We start from the raw sequence: 16029 nt of genomic DNA on the forward strand, positions 1-16029 counted from the left end.
TATATTGTCCGGCGGGAGTGATGGCGTGGTTTTGCGGTGATCTCCAGCTTTTGACAAAAGTCGTTTGAAATGCATGTTGGGTGCATTGGGCATATACGCCGTGGATATTTTCCTTGAGCAACAGAGCCCGCACCCAAGAGTCATTCGCACTTATTACCGTGAGCAAAAAATCCACCGACAAAACAGCCACCGCCGCGAAAAAGACGACGTCCGCCGCCAAGACGGGCGGCGCAAACGCGGCCCCCGCCGCCGCGCCAAAACCCGCAGCGTCCGGCCCCAATCCCTCGCACTCCTCGCCCGTCAACACCGCGCTTTCCGCCGACGAGAAGGTTGAGCTTTACCGCAAACTCGTCCGCATCCGCCGCTTCGAGGAGCGTTCGCTTCGCGCGTATCAGGCGAAAAAAATCGGCGGCTTTCTCCACCTCTACATCGGGCAGGAGGCGGTCGCGGTCGGTTGCTGTTCGCTCATGGGCAAGGACGACCACGTGATCACCGCCTACCGCGACCACGGCCACGCCATCGCCGTCGGCATGGATACGAAGGCGCTCATGGCCGAGCTCTACGGCAAGGTCACCGGCTGCTCGAAAGGCAAGGGCGGCTCGATGCACTACTTCGCCCCCTCCCTCAATTTCTGGGGCGGCCACGGCATCGTCGGCGGCCAGGTGCCGCTCGGCGCCGGCCTCGCCTACGCGCTCAAATACAAGGGGCTCAAGGGCGCCGCGATGGCGTTCATGGGCGACGGCGCGGTGAACCAGGGCGCCGTCCACGAGGCCTACAACCTCGCCTCGCTCTGGAGCCTGCCGGTCGTTTTTGTCATTGAAAATAACGGCTACTCGATGGGCACCTCGCAGGCGCGCTCCTCCGCCGGCGAACTCGCCACGCGCGCCGCCGGTTACGACATGAAATGGGAGATCATCGACGGCCACGACCTCTACGATGTCCGCGCAAAAATGGAGCCGCTCCTCCGCCGCGCGCGCGAGGAATCGAAACCCGCGCTCGTCGAGATCATGACGTATCGCTATCGCGGCCACTCCGTCGCCGACCCCGACAAAACCTACCGCAGCAAAACCGAAATCGAGGATTACCAGCGCACAAAAGACCCGATCAACCTCTTCCGCGCGATCCTCCAATCCGAGGGCGCGCTCACCGACGAGCTCATTGAAAAAATCGACACCGAGGCCCGCTCCGAGGCCGACTTCGCCGCCGATTTCGCCGAGGCCAGCCCCTTCCCGACGCCCGAGGACATCCAGAAGGACGTTTATTGGGAAGCCGACAATCCGTCTCAGCGCACGAGCGGAGGAAGATTGTTCTTTAATTAGAATCCACTCAATTCACCACGGAGACACGGAGAAACACGGAGCCAAAACAGAGAAAACCGTGGAAGAAAAACTCTTCCGAACTCCGTGCTCCTCCGTGTCTCCGTGGTGAACCAAATCACTTTCAAAAACTAAAATCACCTTCACCACACCATGCCTTTAATCACTTACCGCGAAGCGCTCCGCCACGCCATGGCCGAGGAACTCACGCGCGACGAAAACGTCGTCATTCTCGGCGAGGAAGTCGGCCAGTTCCACGGCGCCTACAAAGTCACCGAGGGCCTCCTCGAAAAGTTCGGCCCCAAGCGCATCGTTGACACGCCCATCTCCGAAGCCGGCTTCATCGGGCTCGGCGTCGGCGCGTCCATGCTCGGCATGCGCCCCGTCATGGAGCTGATGTTCTGGTCGTTTTACTCGGTCGCGTTTGACCAAATCCTCAACAACGCCGCCAACATCCGCTACATGAGCGGCGGGCAAATCAACTGCCCCATCGTCATCCGCGGCCCGGCGAACGGCGGCACCAACGTCGGCGCGACCCATTCGCACACGCCCGAAAACATCCTCGCTCACCACCCCGGCGTGAAAGTCGTCGTGCCCTCCACGCCCTACGACGCGAAAGGCCTCCTCAAATCCGCCATCCGCGACAACGACCCCGTCTTTGTCCTCGAAAACACCATCCTCTACGGACTCGAGGGCGAAGTCCCCTCCGAGGAATACCTGATCCCGCTCGGCCATGCCGACGTGAAACGCGCCGGCACCGACCTGACCATCGTCACCTACGGACGCCCCGTGATCCAGTCGCTCGCCGCCGCGCAACAACTCCAGCAAGAGCACAACCTCTCCGTCGAAATCGTCGATCTGCGCACCATCCGCCCGCTCGACATCGACACCGTGCTCGCCTCCGTGCGCAAAACGCACCGCGTCCTCATCGTCGAGGAGCAGCGCCCCTTCTGCGGCGTCGGCGCGCAACTCGCCTACATGATCCAAAACGAAGCCTTCGACGAACTCGACGCGCCCATCCAGCGCCTCGGCACCGTGGACGCGCCCGCAATCTACAGCCCGCCCGCCGAAATCGAGCAACTGCCCAACTCCCAACGCATTCTCAAGGCCGCGCTCGCCACGATGGGTTCATGAGCAATGATGAAAACGCACACACCTCCATGCCATCACCCCATCTTGCATAACGGCAAATAACGCGCACAAACCGACACAATGCGCGCACTATAAATACCTCGCCTCATCATTCTTAACCCTTAAACCTTAAGCATTCAATTTTCAGCGAAGCGTAACACCATGGCTCAAATCATCGACATGCCCAAACTCAGCGACACCATGACGGTGGGCACGCTGGTAAAATGGCTCAAAAAGGAAGGCGACCCCGTCAAGACCGGGGATATTCTCGCCGAAGTCGAAACCGACAAGGCCACGATGGAGCTGGAAAGCTTTTTCGACGGCACACTGTTGAAAATTTTCTCCCCCGAAGGCTCGCAAGTCCCCATTGGAGTCGCGCTTTGCGCCGTTGGCAAACCCGGCGAAACCGTCGAGGCGCCGAAACCGCCCGAACCCGCCCAGGACGATGGCAAGGCGAAGCCTCCGGCTGAGCCGAAAGCGCCCGCACCGGCCGAACCCGTTTCAACTCCGCAACCCAATCCCGCTTCCGCCGGAGACGCCGCCCCGTCGGCCGCCCCTGCGCCGGCCACCCCGCCAAAACCGCAAACCGAGGCGCCCCGCATCCCCAACGAACGCATCCGCATCTCGCCGCTCGCGCGCAAGTTTGCCCGCGAAAAAGGCATCGACTACACGCGACTCCAAGGCAGCGGACGCGGCGGGCGCATCGTGCGCGCCGACATCATCGCCGCGGCGGAAAACCCCTCGCTCCTCGCGCCCGCCTCCACCGCACCCACCGCCGCCGGAGGCCCGTCCAGTTCCGCATTCCGCGCTCCGCATTCCGCATTCTCCACCGGCCCGATCCAGGAGGAGCGCACTGTCGTCGTCGGCAACATGCGCGCCACCATCGCGCGCCGCCTCCTTGAGGCGAAAACGACCATCCCGCATTTTTATCTCGATATCGAAGTCGACGCCGAGCCGCTCCTCGTGTTGCGCCAGCAACTCAACGCCGCGCTCGAAAAGCAGGGCGTCAAACTCTCGGTCAACGACTTCATCCTCAAGGCCAGCGCCGAGGCGCTCCGCCGCGTGCCCGCGGTGAACGCCTCGTGGGAAGGCACGCAAATCCGCTACTTCGGCGGGGCGCACGTCTCGTTTGCCGTGGCGATCGAGGACGGCCTCATCACGCCCGTCATCCGCGACGCGCACAACAAAAGCGTTTTCCAAATCAGCGCCGAGGCGAAGACGCTCGGCAAGCGCGCCAAGGAGAAAAAACTCGCGCCCGCCGAGTTCACCGGCGGCACGTTCTGCGTGAGCAACCTTGGCATGATGGGTATCACGAAATTTAATCCCATCATCAATCCGCCGAACTCGGCGATCCTCGGCGTCGGCACGACCGTGGCAAAACCCGTTGTGAAAAACGGCCAGATCGTGGCCGGCCAGACGATGGGGCTCACGCTCAGTTGCGACCACCGCGTTGTGGACGGCGCCCTCGGCGCGCAATACCTCGCCGCGCTCAAGCAACTCCTCGAAGCCCCCGCGTTGCTGCTGGTGTGACGGTCACGCATGCCGGGCGCCGCCCCGGCAGGTTTGTTTATTTTAGAAAATGCTTTGTGCCGAGCCGGGGTTCGGCGCCTTCGTCATCCCGCGGGGTTGTCGATTTTGTTGATGCGGGCGAGATGGCGGCCGCCCTCGAACTCGGTGGTCAACCACACGCGCACAATTTTCAACGCCTCCTCCTCGCTGATCGTGCGCTGGCCGATCGAAAGCACGTTGCCGTCGTTGTGCGCGCGATTCCAGATCGCCACTTGTTCGTTCCAGCAAAGCCCGCAGCGAATGCCTTTCACGCGGTTCGCGACGATGGCCTCGCCGTTGCCCGAGCCACCAAGCACGATGCCGCGTTCGTATTCGCCGCGCGCAACCGCCTCGGCCACCGGGCGGACAAAGTCGGGATAATCGCACGCCGCCTCCGAATGCGCGCCGAAGTCGCGCACTGTGTGCCCGGCTGAGAGAAGCATGGTTTTGATGGTTTCCTTGTATTTGAAACCGGCGTGGTCGGAACCAATGGCAATCTGGAATGTTTTCATGGATGCGTTTGCAAATTGTTTGAACCTGCCGTTGATTAGGCTGTCTTACCCAAAAGCCTTTTTCCCGGCACCGCAAAACATACTTCCTGTTCATTTGTTATGAAAGTCCAAAACATCATTGCCATCGCGCTTTTTGCTTTTGTCGCGCTGCTTTTCGCGGGTTGCTCAACCACTTCCGGCCGCATCAAGAAAAACCAGCCGCTTTTTGACAGTTTCCCCGCCGAGGTGCAGTCCAACATTCGCGCAGGCAAGGTTGATATCGGCTACACGCCGGACATGGTTCTGATGGCGCTCGGCGAGCCCGACCGCCGTTACACGCGCACCACCGAGCGCGGCAACTCGGAAGTATGGGCTTACAGGTCGAAGGCGCCCGCGATTAGCTTTGGGCTCGGCGTCGGCGGGGGCGGACGCACTTCGGTTGGCACGGGCGTTGGGATTTCGACGGGCGGGGATCGTTCCGACGACAAGGTTCGCGTTATTTTTGAAAACGACAGAGTCGCCTCGCTGGAGCAGGCGAAGTGAGTTTTTTACCTCCCTGATGCTTGCAACATTGTCAGGTCGCGTGCGTCATAGATTGCGTAACGTGCATCCGCACTTTTAGCGAAATTAACAGAAGGAAGGCCATACACATGAAAACCAAGATAACGTCCCTTGCGCTGGCGGTCGCGGCATTGGTGATCGCAGGCTGCTCGACGCCCTCCATGCGCATCAAGCACAACCCCGAATTGTTCGCCTCCATCTCCGCCGCCGACCAGGAGCTTATCAAGCAGGGGCGCGTCGCGCTCGGGTTCACGCCCGACATGGTGAAGCTCGCGCTTGGCGAGCCGGATCAGATCGCCCAAAAAATCGACAAAACCGGCACGACGGTGACGTGGCGCTATCGCGGTTACGACGCCTCGGCGGATTATGGATTTTACGGTTACTGGGGCAGTCCATATTCGATGCGTCCGCGTTATTGGGGCGGTTATTACGGCTGGTCGGGATACTACGGCACTCCCTCGACCATTAACGATTACCTGCGTGTGACATTTCGCGATGGCCGCGTTGTGGAGATCAACCAGCTTCGCTGATCGCAAAAACATTCTCGGAGGCACCGTCGGGGCGGGATTTGGGCGCAAAAAAACCGGAGCATCCGGCTCCGGTTTGAAATTTTTTTGTGCTGCCGCGGATTGCTCAGAGCTCTTTCACATTGAGCTTTTTAAGGAGTTGTTTGAGGATTTTTCCAGACTTGAACTTAACAACGGCGCGTTCGGGGATGATGACCTTGTTTTCGGGCTTGTTGGGATTGCGTCCCACGCGTTCTTTGCGGCGTTGCACCTCCAGCACACCGAAGTTGCGCAACTCGACATTGCGACCCTCAGCCAGCGCTTTCATGATGATATCAAGCGTCATCTGCACAGTTGATACAATTTCCTTTTGGGGGAATTGGGTTTTTTCGTAGATTTCCAATACGATCTCGCGTTTGGTCAGATTTGAAGGCATAGGTATTAATGAGTTGAGTTATTTTTAAGCTATTTGCGGTTAAATGGTTTGCAATCTAAATTATACGTTAATCAGGAGTTACTAGGATATGAGTGATAAAGATTCACAAGAGCCAACGGATCAATTGCCTAAAGAGATTCGCGATCTGATGAAAAGTTCCCCGTTTAAGACATTTTTTGTAGGGAAATCTGAAAATAATCCGGAATCCCCGGAGGAGGGTGATCAGGGGGCCGAGGCGCGTGAGGAAACCTTGAAGCGAATTCAAGGCTTCAACTTGAAGCCTCGCGAGATACGCGATTATCTGGATCGTTTTGTGATCCAGCAGGCGGAGGCTAAAAAAGTGCTCTCGGTGGCCATTTGCGACCACTATAACCATGTGCGCCAGTGCATCGAGAACCCGTCCTTGCGCGAAATCGATTATGCAAAACAAAACATCCTGTTGCTCGGGCCGACCGGCGTCGGGAAAACCTACCTGATGCGCTGCATCGCGCGGCTGATTGGTGTTCCTTTCGTAAAGGCTGATGCGACAAAATTTTCTGAAACAGGTTACGTGGGCGGCGATGTCGAGGATTTGGTTCGCGACTTGGTGAAAGCCGCCGATGGCGACGTGGAGCTGGCGCAATACGGCATCGTTTACATCGATGAAATCGACAAAATCGCCTCGTCGGCAGGCAGCACCGGCGGCGGCGGGCGCGATGTGTCGGGGCGCGGTGTGCAGATAAACCTGCTCAAGCTGATGGAGGAAACCGAGGTCAACTTGCACAGCCAGACCGACCTCGCCGCGCAAATGCAGGCGATGATGGAAATGCAACGCACGGGTCGCAGCCGGAAGCGCACGATCAACACGCGGCACATCCTGTTCATCGTGAGCGGCGCGTTCGACAAACTCTCCGAGCAGATCAAGCGCCGTGTGCAAAGCAGCAGCATCGGGTTTGCCGCGGGAGCGGCGGGCGCGGTGGCGGCGGCTCGGGCGCATGTGACGCACGACAGCGATTTTCTGCGCATCGCGCAGTCGCGCGACATTATTGACTACGGCATGGAGCCGGAGTTTGTGGGGCGCCTGCCGGTGCGCGTGGCGTGCCAAGCGCTCACCGCGGCGGATTTGGAAAAGATACTCGTCACCTCGGAGGGCAGCATCCTCTCGCAATACCGAGCCGATTTTGCCGGCTACGGCATCGACTTCGAGATCACACAACCCGCGGTGGGCGAGATCGCCGCGCAGGCGTATCAGGAAAACACGGGTGCGCGCGGATTGATGACCGTGCTCGAGCGGGTGTTTCGCAATTTCAAGTTCGAGCTGCCTTCGACCGCCGTTAAAGCCTTCCGCGTTGACGAAAAGACCATTGCCGAGCCCGAGGCCGTTCTGTGTTCCTTGCTCAAGGAAAACGCGCAAAAGCAGCACGAGGTGCTTCGCGCCGATGTGAACGCGTTCGCGCAACGCTTTCAGACTGATTACGGCTTCGAGCTGGTTTTTGACGACGGCGCCGTCGATGTGTTGATCGAGCAAAGCCTGGCCGCCGACAAAACGATCCGCGCGCTGTGCGAGGACAAGTTTCGCAACTTCCACCATGGATTGAAGCTCCTTGTGGCGGAGGACGGCGGTGACGGCTCAAAGCGCTTTGTCATCACTCGCGACGTTGTTGAAAATCCGGACAAGGCGATCTCCCGCTGGGTCGTGGAAAGGTTCAAGAAGACGGAATAAAATTCCGCAAAATCCCGCGCCGGCATTTTCGGATGGATATGCCCGATCCATCCGATCAGTCTGCCCCGACCAATTTCCAATGACTGCCAAAACCACCCATACAATCGCGCCGGGAGTGCGCTCGATTCGCGCCGACAAGGCGCTTGCGATCGGCTTTCCCGAGCACAGCCGCTCGGCGTTGCAGCGCGCGTTTGACGCGGGGCTGGTTTTGCGCGGCGGCGTCGCGCTCACACGCGACTCGGCGGTGAGCGGCGGCGATGAGATTGTGTTTTCAATGCCGCAAACCAGGCCGTCGGAATTGAGGCCGGTGAAAATCCCGCTCGATGTTTTGCATGAGGACAAGCACCTGCTCGCGATCAACAAGGCCGCGGGAATGGTTGTGCATCCGGGCGCGGCGACGGGCGAGGACACGCTTGTGCACGCGCTGCTCGCGCACTGCAAAGGCTCGTTGAGCGGCATCGGCGGCGTGGAGCGCCCCGGCATCGTGCACCGGCTCGACCGCGAGACTTCGGGCGTGATGGTGATCGCCAAAACCGACGCGGCGCATCGCGGCCTGGCGGAGCAGTTTTCGGCGCGTTCGTTGCAAAAGGAATACCTCGCGCTCGTGAACGGCGCGCCTTCGCTCCTGAGCGGCAGCATCACAAAAGCCATCGGGCGGCATCCTTCGCAACGGCACAAAATGATGGCATTCGAGGATTCCGCCCGGAGCCTCGCGCCGGAGGAGAAAATTGCGGAGTTCTACGATTTGGAGGCGGATGAGGACGAGAACACTTCCGTGGTCGCGGGCGGCGGGCGTCGCAAGTCCGGCCCACGCGACGCGCACACGGATTGGGAAGTCGTGGAACGCTACGGCAAAATCGCGGCGCTTGTGCGCTGCGCCATTCACACGGGCCGCACGCATCAAATCCGCGTGCACATGAAATCGCTCGGCCATATTTTGCTCGGCGACGCGGTGTATGGCTGGAAGCGCGACGCGCGCGTTCCGGAAAAATCGCAACCCAAGCGCGTGATGCTGCACGCGGAGCATTTGGTCGTGACGCACCCGATCACCGGCAAAACCCTCGACCTCCGCGCCCCCGTGCCAAGGGATTTTTCATCAATGATGAAAGCCCTGAAAACCGCGGCAAAAAACGCGACGAAAACAGCCTGACAGGGTAGGGCGAACCGTCCCTGTGAGCCGTTCACTGTTTCGGCTCACCGGGACGGTTCGCCCTACCAAATCAAATCCCATGGGACGCCGGTGTGTTTATATTCGCTTCTCGGTGAAGGCGCCGGCGGCTTTGTAGTTTTCGTATCGGCGGAGGTGGATTTTGTGACTTTCCATGTTCGGCGCGTAGGCGCGGATGGCGGGTTTGCAGAGCGCTTTTTGCGCCGCTTGCACATTGGCATGCACGCCCGCCACGACGGATGCCTGAATCGCCGCGCCCAGCGCGCCGGTGTGATGGCAGGCCGTGACTTGTATTTCGCGCCCGAGCACGTCGGCGAGGGTTTGCATCACGAGGGGGGATTTTTGCGGGATGCCACCGGCGGCGACGAGGCGTTCGATTTCAATGCCGTTGTCAACAAGGTGGGCGATGGCCGTTTTGGTCGCAAATGCCGTCGCCTCGACAAGGGCGTGATAGATTTGCGGCGCGGTTGTCGAGAGCCTCAATCCCATGAGGCTTCCCGTCAGCGTGAAGTCTGCCGAGGGGCTGCGACGTCCGTTCAGCCAGTCCGTGGCGAAGGGGGCGTTTTCGTCGGGCGCGACCGCCGGCATCGCATCCAGTTCGCGGAGGATTTTGCCGTGGGTTTCGGCGATGAGTTTTTGTTTTGTCCCGTTGTCGATCAGGTTGCTTTTGCGCAGGATTTCCACGAGGGGATAGCTCAGGAATTTTTGGAGCCACGCATAGACGTCGCCAAAGGCGGAGAGGCCCATTTCGAAACCGACAAGGCCCGGGATGATGGAGTGGTCACCCTGTCCGTAGATTCCCTTTATCATGCGGTCGCCCAGGATTTCGCGCGGCACAACCGTCATGTAGCAGGCCGAGGTTCCTATGTTGAGCGCCATCGTTTTATGGGCGACTCCCGCGCCCACCGCGCCGCAATGCGCGTCGATTGTTCCGGTGCCTATTTTCACGTCGCGGGGCAGGCCGAGGCGGTCGGCCCATTCCTCCGTGATTGTGCCGGCGGCCTGGTCGCAGGTGTAAATGCTCGTGTTGAGGCGGCTGGCGAATTCCGGCAGGTCCGGCTCCAGTTGCGCGAAAAATGACGGCGGTGGATAACCGCCCCATCTTTCAGACCACAACCATTTTTGGCTGACGGCGCAGTAGCCCATTTTCAAATCGGCGGTGTTGCTCACGCCCGCGAGGAGCGCGGGGATGAAGTCGCAGAGTTCGATGGCGGCATGGGCGTGTTTTTTGATTTCCGGTTCATCGCGGAAAATGTGCGTTATTTTTGACCAGAAGTTTTCCGAGGAGTAGTGGCCGCCGGTGTGCACCGAATAATCGACGGGCGACGCCGCGCACAGGGCGGTGATTTCGGCGGATTCCTTTTCGCCGGTGTGGTCTTTCCAGAGGACAAACATCGCGTTGGGGTTTTCCGCGTATTCGGGGCGCAGGGCGAGCGGGCGGCATTCCTTGTCCACGAGGCAGGGCGAGCTTCCGGTGGTGTCGGCGGAGACGGCTTTTATTTGCTTCGCGATTTCGGGGTGGGCCGCGGTCAGGTTTCTGATCACGTTCGTCAGGCCCTCGATGTGGTCGAGCGGATGCTGGCGGAATTGCGTCTTTTGCGCGTCGCAATACAGCCCTTGCGACCAGCGGGGGTAATTAAAAACGGCGGAGTCGATCTCCTCGCCGGTGATCGCGTTCACCAACAGGGCGCGGACAGAATCCGTGCCGAAATCGAGGCCTATGACATGCGGGGCGTTGTGCATGATGATTTGTTGCCAGTTTTTCTGAATCAAAAAGGTGTTGCGTGCGAGTCGCAACCGTAGGGACGCATACACTGGCGTGCGCCCTCGTATGCGAAAGACTGTTTGCGTGCGTTCGCGGAAAGCGGGCGGGTATTAGGGCGCACGCCAGGTGCGCCCCTACGAAAACGCATGTGCGCATTTCGTATTTTCATGCCAAATTACGCGGTGAGGTTTACCCCGTCTTGTGTCAGTCGGTTCCGGAGCGCGTTAACATCCACGGCTGACACGGCGGCGTTTGCCTTGAGGCACAGGGCGGCGGCGGTTCCGGCGGCCTGCCCCAATCCCATGACCGAGGCTTGCACGCGCACGGAGGCCGAGGCGATTTCGTCCGCGGAGAATGATCTGCCGGCAACCAGAAGGTTCGGGAAGCCGGGCGCGATCAGGCAGCGGTAGGGAATGAACGCGGCGTTCTTGAGGAACTCGCATCGTTGCTGCGTCGTTTCGGAGGCGTGTATGTCAACCGGATGGCATCCGCGCGAGATGGCGTCGGGGAAATCGACCGCGTTGAGGTATTCGTCGCCGGTGAGCGTGTGGGCTCCCTTGATGCGGCGCGTCTCGCGAACACCGGTTTGCGTGGCGGTGCCGATCAGGCTGGAGTTGCGAAACGCGGGGATGTGCTCGCGAAGAAGTCCGGCGAACAGATGGGCGTGCTCGCGCAGAAGGCATTCCGTGTTGGTGGCCTCGCGGTTGTCCGCCATGTCGGCTTGCGCGCGCGTCATGTTGAGAAGCACGATTCCCGGGGCCAGCACGCCGCAATACCACGGGCCGCCGAACACGGGGATATCCTGCGTTTTGCGCAGCTCGGTGAGTGTCTCGCGGATGGCGAGATCGTGATAATTAACCCCTTGCCGGCTGTGCCGGATCATTGGCAGCGCGTCGGTGTCCACGCCGCCGAGCATGAAAATGAGCGAGGCCGGTTGCAGCGGTTTGGCGGAGGGCTGCATCGGAACGCCGGCTTGCATGGAGAGATCGGCGTCGCCTGTGCAATCGATGAAATACTTCGCGGCGAGGGCCTCCGTGCCGTTTTTGTTTTCCATGATCACATGGGTGATGCTGTCGCCTGTTTTTTTGCAGCCGCTCAGGTAGGAGTGGTAATAGAGCGACACTCCCGCCTCCAGGAGCATGCGCTGGGCGGTGAGTTTGTATTTCTCGGGCGAGAAGGTGATGTTGCCGAGCGGCTTTTCCTCCTCCGCGCCGCCTATTTTCATGAGCCGTTCAACGAACTCCCATGGCAGGCCGCCGATTATCCGGCGTCCGTTGTAATTGAAAACGCTGATCGGGGCGACGAGTCCGGCGGTGGCCATTCCGCCCGCAAACCCATATCGTTCGATGAGCGCGGTGCGCGCCCCGCCTCGCGCGGCGGCGATCGCGGCGATGAATCCGGCGGGGCCGCCTCCGCACACCACCACGTCGTATTGTCCCGCGACGGGGACGTTTTTTGTCTGTGTGATTGATTCCATGATTTTGTTTTTCCGGAAAATTGTTCAGCCGGCGTTTGAGTTTTTTCGTTTTGCCCTGATGCTGTGGTAGAGCAGGAACGCCAGTGTGGACAGGCCGAGGAAAATGCCCCCGTAGATCAGCATCGAGCCGCGGTCGTCCTTGTTGCCGAGGGCGAGCAGCACCATTGCGAGGCCGATGGCGGCGTAGGTGCCCATCATGATTTTGAAGGCCATGTTCGAATACATCGCGCCGGCCTGCTTGTTCTTTTGAATCTGTTCCGCGGTCAGCACTTCGTCCTCTTTCTTGTAGCGCGCGGCGATTTTGAGGAATCCCTCGGCCTGCGGTTTTTTCCACAGGATGAGTTCGAGGATGGTCAGAATGGTGACGGGGAATACCAGGCCGATGAAGGCGTCGACAAACGTGGGGTGCCGGTTGACAACGTCGGGGAAGAGCAATCCGGCCTTCACCAAAATGGCGGTGCCGAAGGTGATGCCCATGCTTATGAAGACGGATTTCTGGCCGACGCGCTTGGAGAACAGTCCCCATATTGACGGAATGAAGAGTGGCGAAATGACCAGCGTGAGGAACGACACGACCACGCGCTCGGCGCCACCGAGGAACGGGATGAGAATGGCGACCAGCGTGATGAGCGAACCATAGATGAACGTGAAAACGCGCCCGACCCGCATCAATGTCCTGTCGGTTGATTGCGGGCGGAGGGATTTGAAGATGTCGTAGGTGAAGACGTTGGCGTAGACATTGAGCGTGCCCGAAACCATGCTCATTGTCGCCGAGAGCATGGCGGCCATCATCATTCCCAGCATGCCCGTGGTCAGGATGTATTGGCTCATCAACATGTAGGCCTGCTCGGGATTGGCGTCGGGATTGATGACGCGGTAAACCAGCGCCGGCACATAAAAAAACAGCGGTGTGACGAAATAAAGACCGGCGACAAGAAAGACGCTCTTCTTCGCATCCCGAGGCGTCGGCACGCTGATGTAGCGTTGCACGAAAGCCCAGTCGCCGCCGATCATGAAGGCGTGCAACAGGCACCACAGGATCATCCACACCCAGGAATACTGGCTGGTGAAAAGGGAGAAATACTCGGGCGGCGCCTTGGCGATGAACTCTTGGACTCCGCCCACGCTGTTGAACGAGAGCGGAATCATGATGAGTATCATCGCTATGAGGATCGCAAACTGCACGACATCGGTCATCAGCACCGCGAGAAATCCGCCCGCCGCCGTATAAACGAAGGTGATAAGCCCGAGCACGATGACCGCGTAGGTGATCGACAGGTGGCCTGTTCGCGGGTCGGCGAGGAAATGTCCCTCGGGCAACGGCATCAGCGCCACGGCCATGATTGCGACGGCGTAGAGCGCCACGGCGGTGTGGACTCCCTTGCCGATCATTCCGAAAACGGTGTAGAAGCGGATGGTTGGCTTGCCGAAGCGGATGCCGAGATATTCCGCGGGAGAATTAATGCGCATGCGCGACCATTTGCCGGCGAGAAACAATCCCACGAACAGCGACGCGAAACCCAGCATGAGCCCCACGACAATCGCCACCACGCCGGAACGGTAGGCGACGCCGCCCCACACGACAAACGTCCCCGCCGAGAATATTGTCATGTAAGTGGACAGGCCGGAGAGCCACCACGAGGAGTTTCTTCCGGCGATAAACATCTCCTTGGAGCTTTTGATTCTGCGCCCGACCGTCGCTCCCAAAATCAAGAGTCCGACGAAGTATAACAATATGATCAGGTAGTCGATTGAGGTCATGTATTGATTGGGTAAACGGGGGGGGGAATTGATTGCTGCTCCATTCAACAGGCTTGCGCAACAAATGAAACGCAAAGCGAACTGAAAGCGTTAATGTCCGCTCGGGCGGCAGTGCTTGACCGCGCAATTTCCGCCTGAAAACTTCGGCGGCATGTCGAAGCTCATAAAGGTTACCCTCACGGATGTCGCGAAGGCTGCGGGGTTGAGCATTGGCGGCACTTCCTACGCATTGCGCGGACATCCGAACATCTCGCGCGCGACCGTGGAGCGTGTGCGAAAGGTGGCCGCGGAGCTCGGCTACAAGCCCGACTTGCGCATCAAATCGCTCATGGCAAACATCCGGCGAGGGAGGCGTCTTGAAAAAGGGGAAACCCTCGCCCTGGTATGGATCAACACCCCGCGCGAATTGTCCGGACTGGCCACGGCCACGCGGGAATTCGCAAAAAACATCCTGCTCGGCGTGACGCGCCGGGCGGAGCAGCACGGCTGCACGCTTGACCAGTTCCGGCTCTTCGGGGACGGGCTGTCCCCGGCGCGCCTGTGGAAGATACTGGTCTCCCGCGGAATTTCCGGCGTCATTTTCGCGCCGATGGATTGTCGCGGGAGCATTGCACTGGATTGGGATTGGAGCCCCTTTGCGACGGCGGTCATCGGCCACACGGAGTTCACGCCGTCCATAAGCCGCTCGGCGCATTTTCATTACCGGAGCGTGTGGCGGGTGCTCGAACGCCTGGGCAAGGAAGGGCACACCCGCCCGGCGATCATTCTCAACCAGGAGGTGCAGGAGCGCATCCACTTCATGCAGACGGCCGCGTTCATCACGAACCACCCGAATCCAAAAGATGCGATGAAATGCGTCGCCTACGGAACGCCCAAGGACTTTTCGCCAATGGAAAAATGGCTGCGAAAAACAAAGCCGGACGTGCTGATAATGGCGTGGCAAATCGACCGGCAGGCAGTCGAGTTGATACGCAAAATATCGCCCAAGACCCGCAAGATAATCACGCTTGAATGGCATCCGCAGGGCGTCCTCTCCGGGGTCAATTTGCGCAACGACGAGCTTGCGGCAAACGCCGTGGACATGGTGGTCGCCCAAATGCACGCAAACAACCTCGGCGTCCCCGAATGTCCGGTCTCGATGTTGATGGACGGCATCTGGAAAGACGCGCCGTAATCAGACTCCGGAAGGGTGGGGCGCGCTCGTCGAGCGTGCCGGGAATATTGAATGCAAACACGGCGGTTTCGGCGAAACCGCCCTACCTTAATTTCTTCTGAAAATGATATGGCACGCTACCGGCGCGCCGCTTTCTTTTTCGCCGCCTCCGCCCGCTCCAACGCGTCCGGATTTTTCTTCAGAAAAGAAAGAATCTCCGCGCGCATTTCTGCGATTGCATTCCGCGTTGACTGGTTCTTCAGCATTTCCTCCGCCACCAGTTTCCCGAGCATGTTCCCGGCTTGCGTATCCGTCGGATAATGCACGCCGCCGATCACCCGGCACCACATCGTCTCCCGGACATAGTCCTCAAAAAGCGCCGCATACTCGGGCATGGCCTCGCTATAAAAGGCAAAAAACAACGCCTCCGCCGAGGAATGGCCGCTCGGATAGGAATAATAATTGTTGGCCTTTGGAATCGCCACGCAGGGCTCGACGCGCCCGTCCCTCACGCTGGGACGTTCACGGCTCCAGTTTTTTTTCGCCGGTTGGAGCACCTTGCGCAGTCCCAGGCGAGCCTTGTAAAGAATCGCCGACACGCGGGGAAGATTCTCAGGCGTGAACTCCGGCCCGAAGACATGCGCTCCCATCGAAAATGTTGTGTTTCCGGCAACGCTGGTCGCGCGCTTCACCTGCTCCGGCGTCCGGTCCTTTTGCACTTGGAGAATGGTTTCCAAATCCGCCATTCCGGCGGGCGAGTCATCGGACGGCGGCGGGGGAAGTTGCGCGACGATGTCCATCGGATCCCTGGTGTAAAACGGCGCGTCGTCCGCGAAAAGCGCGGCAGGGAAAAACAATGTCGCGGAGATGACCGCCGCGTGGAATGCGTGTTTCAGATTCATGCTCGGGTAATGATGAGGGTTAATAAAAAACGCGCCACGTTACCAAGCGGAAGGGCCGAACCAAACCTTTATTCCAGTGAATGCGTTGATTTGCGGAGGACGATTGCGGGCG

Annotated in this window: 14 protein-coding genes; 8 read left to right on the forward strand and 6 right to left on the reverse strand. The window is 59.6% G+C overall.

What is annotated here, in order from left to right; genetic code table 11:
* Positions 1 to 158 precede the first annotated feature (158 nt).
* From pdhA to M2103_RS07320, 3 genes are all read left to right on the forward strand, one after another.
* Positions 159 to 1319 carry a pyruvate dehydrogenase (acetyl-transferring) E1 component subunit alpha gene (gene pdhA / locus M2103_RS07310; protein ID WP_277509681.1) on the forward strand — a complete coding sequence of 387 codons (1161 nt, stop codon included), beginning with the start codon at positions 159 to 161 and terminating at the stop codon, positions 1317 to 1319.
* Between the two features lie 150 nt (positions 1320 to 1469).
* Positions 1470 to 2450 (forward strand): alpha-ketoacid dehydrogenase subunit beta, encoded by a 981-nt coding sequence (locus M2103_RS07315; RefSeq protein ID WP_277509683.1) that lies wholly within the window; start codon positions 1470 to 1472, stop codon positions 2448 to 2450.
* 159 nt (positions 2451 to 2609) lie between these two features.
* Positions 2610 to 3977 carry a pyruvate dehydrogenase complex dihydrolipoamide acetyltransferase gene (locus M2103_RS07320; RefSeq protein WP_277509684.1) on the forward strand — a complete coding sequence of 456 codons (1368 nt, stop codon included), beginning with the start codon at positions 2610 to 2612 and terminating at the stop codon, positions 3975 to 3977.
* 83 nt (positions 3978 to 4060) lie between these two features.
* Here the strand turns inward: M2103_RS07320 and rpiB are convergent, their stop codons facing one another.
* Positions 4061 to 4507: a ribose 5-phosphate isomerase B gene (gene rpiB, locus M2103_RS07325; protein ID WP_277509685.1), complete on the reverse strand. Its 447-nt coding sequence runs from the start codon at positions 4505 to 4507 to the stop codon at positions 4061 to 4063.
* Positions 4508 to 4606: 99 nt separating this feature from the next.
* Here rpiB and M2103_RS07330 point away from each other — a divergent pair, with 99 nt between their 5' ends.
* A complete protein-coding gene (locus M2103_RS07330) occupies positions 4607 to 5029 on the forward strand; it encodes a hypothetical protein (protein ID WP_277509686.1) in 423 nt (140 codons plus the stop codon).
* A gap of 107 nt (positions 5030 to 5136) precedes the next feature.
* Complete coding sequence (locus M2103_RS07335; RefSeq protein WP_277509687.1) at positions 5137 to 5577, forward strand: hypothetical protein; 441 nt, start codon at positions 5137 to 5139, stop codon at positions 5575 to 5577.
* 103 nt (positions 5578 to 5680) lie between these two features.
* Here M2103_RS07335 and M2103_RS07340 read toward each other — a convergent pair whose 3' ends face one another.
* Complete coding sequence (locus M2103_RS07340) at positions 5681 to 5989, reverse strand: HU family DNA-binding protein (RefSeq protein ID WP_108823761.1); 309 nt, start codon at positions 5987 to 5989, stop codon at positions 5681 to 5683.
* A gap of 250 nt (positions 5990 to 6239) precedes the next feature.
* Here M2103_RS07340 and M2103_RS07345 point away from each other — a divergent pair, with 250 nt between their 5' ends.
* Positions 6240 to 7691 carry an AAA family ATPase gene (locus tag M2103_RS07345; protein WP_277509689.1) on the forward strand — a complete coding sequence of 484 codons (1452 nt, stop codon included), beginning with the start codon at positions 6240 to 6242 and terminating at the stop codon, positions 7689 to 7691.
* Positions 7692 to 7770: 79 nt separating this feature from the next.
* Positions 7771 to 8841: an RluA family pseudouridine synthase gene (locus tag M2103_RS07350; protein WP_277509690.1), complete on the forward strand. Its 1071-nt coding sequence runs from the start codon at positions 7771 to 7773 to the stop codon at positions 8839 to 8841.
* Between the two features lie 96 nt (positions 8842 to 8937).
* Here the strand turns inward: M2103_RS07350 and M2103_RS07355 are convergent, their stop codons facing one another.
* The 3 genes from M2103_RS07355 to M2103_RS07365 all read right to left on the reverse strand — a co-directional run bounded on the left by M2103_RS07355 (position 8938) and on the right by M2103_RS07365 (position 13862).
* Positions 8938 to 10602, reverse strand: a complete 1665-nt coding sequence (locus M2103_RS07355; protein ID WP_277509691.1) for a ribulokinase — start codon at positions 10600 to 10602, stop codon at positions 8938 to 8940.
* 197 nt (positions 10603 to 10799) lie between these two features.
* Positions 10800 to 12101, reverse strand: a complete 1302-nt coding sequence (locus M2103_RS07360) for an FAD-dependent oxidoreductase (RefSeq protein WP_277509692.1) — start codon at positions 12099 to 12101, stop codon at positions 10800 to 10802.
* Between the two features lie 24 nt (positions 12102 to 12125).
* A complete protein-coding gene (locus M2103_RS07365; RefSeq protein WP_277509693.1) occupies positions 12126 to 13862 on the reverse strand; it encodes a hypothetical protein in 1737 nt (578 codons plus the stop codon).
* Between the two features lie 151 nt (positions 13863 to 14013).
* On the opposite strand from M2103_RS07365, the gene M2103_RS07370 reads away from it, so the two are divergent.
* Positions 14014 to 15036: a LacI family DNA-binding transcriptional regulator gene (locus M2103_RS07370; protein WP_277509694.1), complete on the forward strand. Its 1023-nt coding sequence runs from the start codon at positions 14014 to 14016 to the stop codon at positions 15034 to 15036.
* A gap of 116 nt (positions 15037 to 15152) precedes the next feature.
* Here M2103_RS07370 and M2103_RS07375 read toward each other — a convergent pair whose 3' ends face one another.
* Complete coding sequence (locus M2103_RS07375; protein ID WP_277509695.1) at positions 15153 to 15917, reverse strand: phosphatase PAP2 family protein; 765 nt, start codon at positions 15915 to 15917, stop codon at positions 15153 to 15155.
* Between the last annotated feature and the right edge of the window lie 112 nt (positions 15918 to 16029).

Origin of the sequence: Ereboglobus sp. PH5-5, from assembly GCF_029504805.1 — a bacterium.
Lineage (GTDB): Bacteria > Verrucomicrobiota > Verrucomicrobiia > Opitutales > Opitutaceae > Ereboglobus.

Excerpts from the sequence above, each read along its gene's own strand:
- M2103_RS07315 (WP_277509683.1), top strand. The coding sequence starts at position 1,470 with ATGCCTTTAATCACTTACCGCGAAGCGCTCCGCCACGCCATGGCCGAG.
- M2103_RS07320 (WP_277509684.1), top strand. The coding sequence starts at position 2,610 with ATGGCTCAAATCATCGACATGCCCAAACTCAGCGACACCATGACGGTG.
- rpiB (WP_277509685.1), bottom strand. The coding sequence starts at position 4,507 with ATGAAAACATTCCAGATTGCCATTGGTTCCGACCACGCCGGTTTCAAA.
- M2103_RS07330 (WP_277509686.1), top strand. The coding sequence starts at position 4,607 with ATGAAAGTCCAAAACATCATTGCCATCGCGCTTTTTGCTTTTGTCGCG.
- M2103_RS07335 (WP_277509687.1), top strand. The coding sequence starts at position 5,137 with ATGAAAACCAAGATAACGTCCCTTGCGCTGGCGGTCGCGGCATTGGTG.
- M2103_RS07340 (WP_108823761.1), bottom strand. The coding sequence starts at position 5,989 with ATGCCTTCAAATCTGACCAAACGCGAGATCGTATTGGAAATCTACGAA.
- M2103_RS07350 (WP_277509690.1), top strand. The coding sequence starts at position 7,771 with ATGACTGCCAAAACCACCCATACAATCGCGCCGGGAGTGCGCTCGATT.
- M2103_RS07355 (WP_277509691.1), bottom strand. The coding sequence starts at position 10,602 with ATGCACAACGCCCCGCATGTCATAGGCCTCGATTTCGGCACGGATTCT.
- M2103_RS07360 (WP_277509692.1), bottom strand. The coding sequence starts at position 12,101 with ATGGAATCAATCACACAGACAAAAAACGTCCCCGTCGCGGGACAATAC.
- M2103_RS07365 (WP_277509693.1), bottom strand. The coding sequence starts at position 13,862 with ATGACCTCAATCGACTACCTGATCATATTGTTATACTTCGTCGGACTC.
- M2103_RS07370 (WP_277509694.1), top strand. The coding sequence starts at position 14,014 with ATGTCGAAGCTCATAAAGGTTACCCTCACGGATGTCGCGAAGGCTGCG.
- M2103_RS07375 (WP_277509695.1), bottom strand. The coding sequence starts at position 15,917 with ATGAATCTGAAACACGCATTCCACGCGGCGGTCATCTCCGCGACATTG.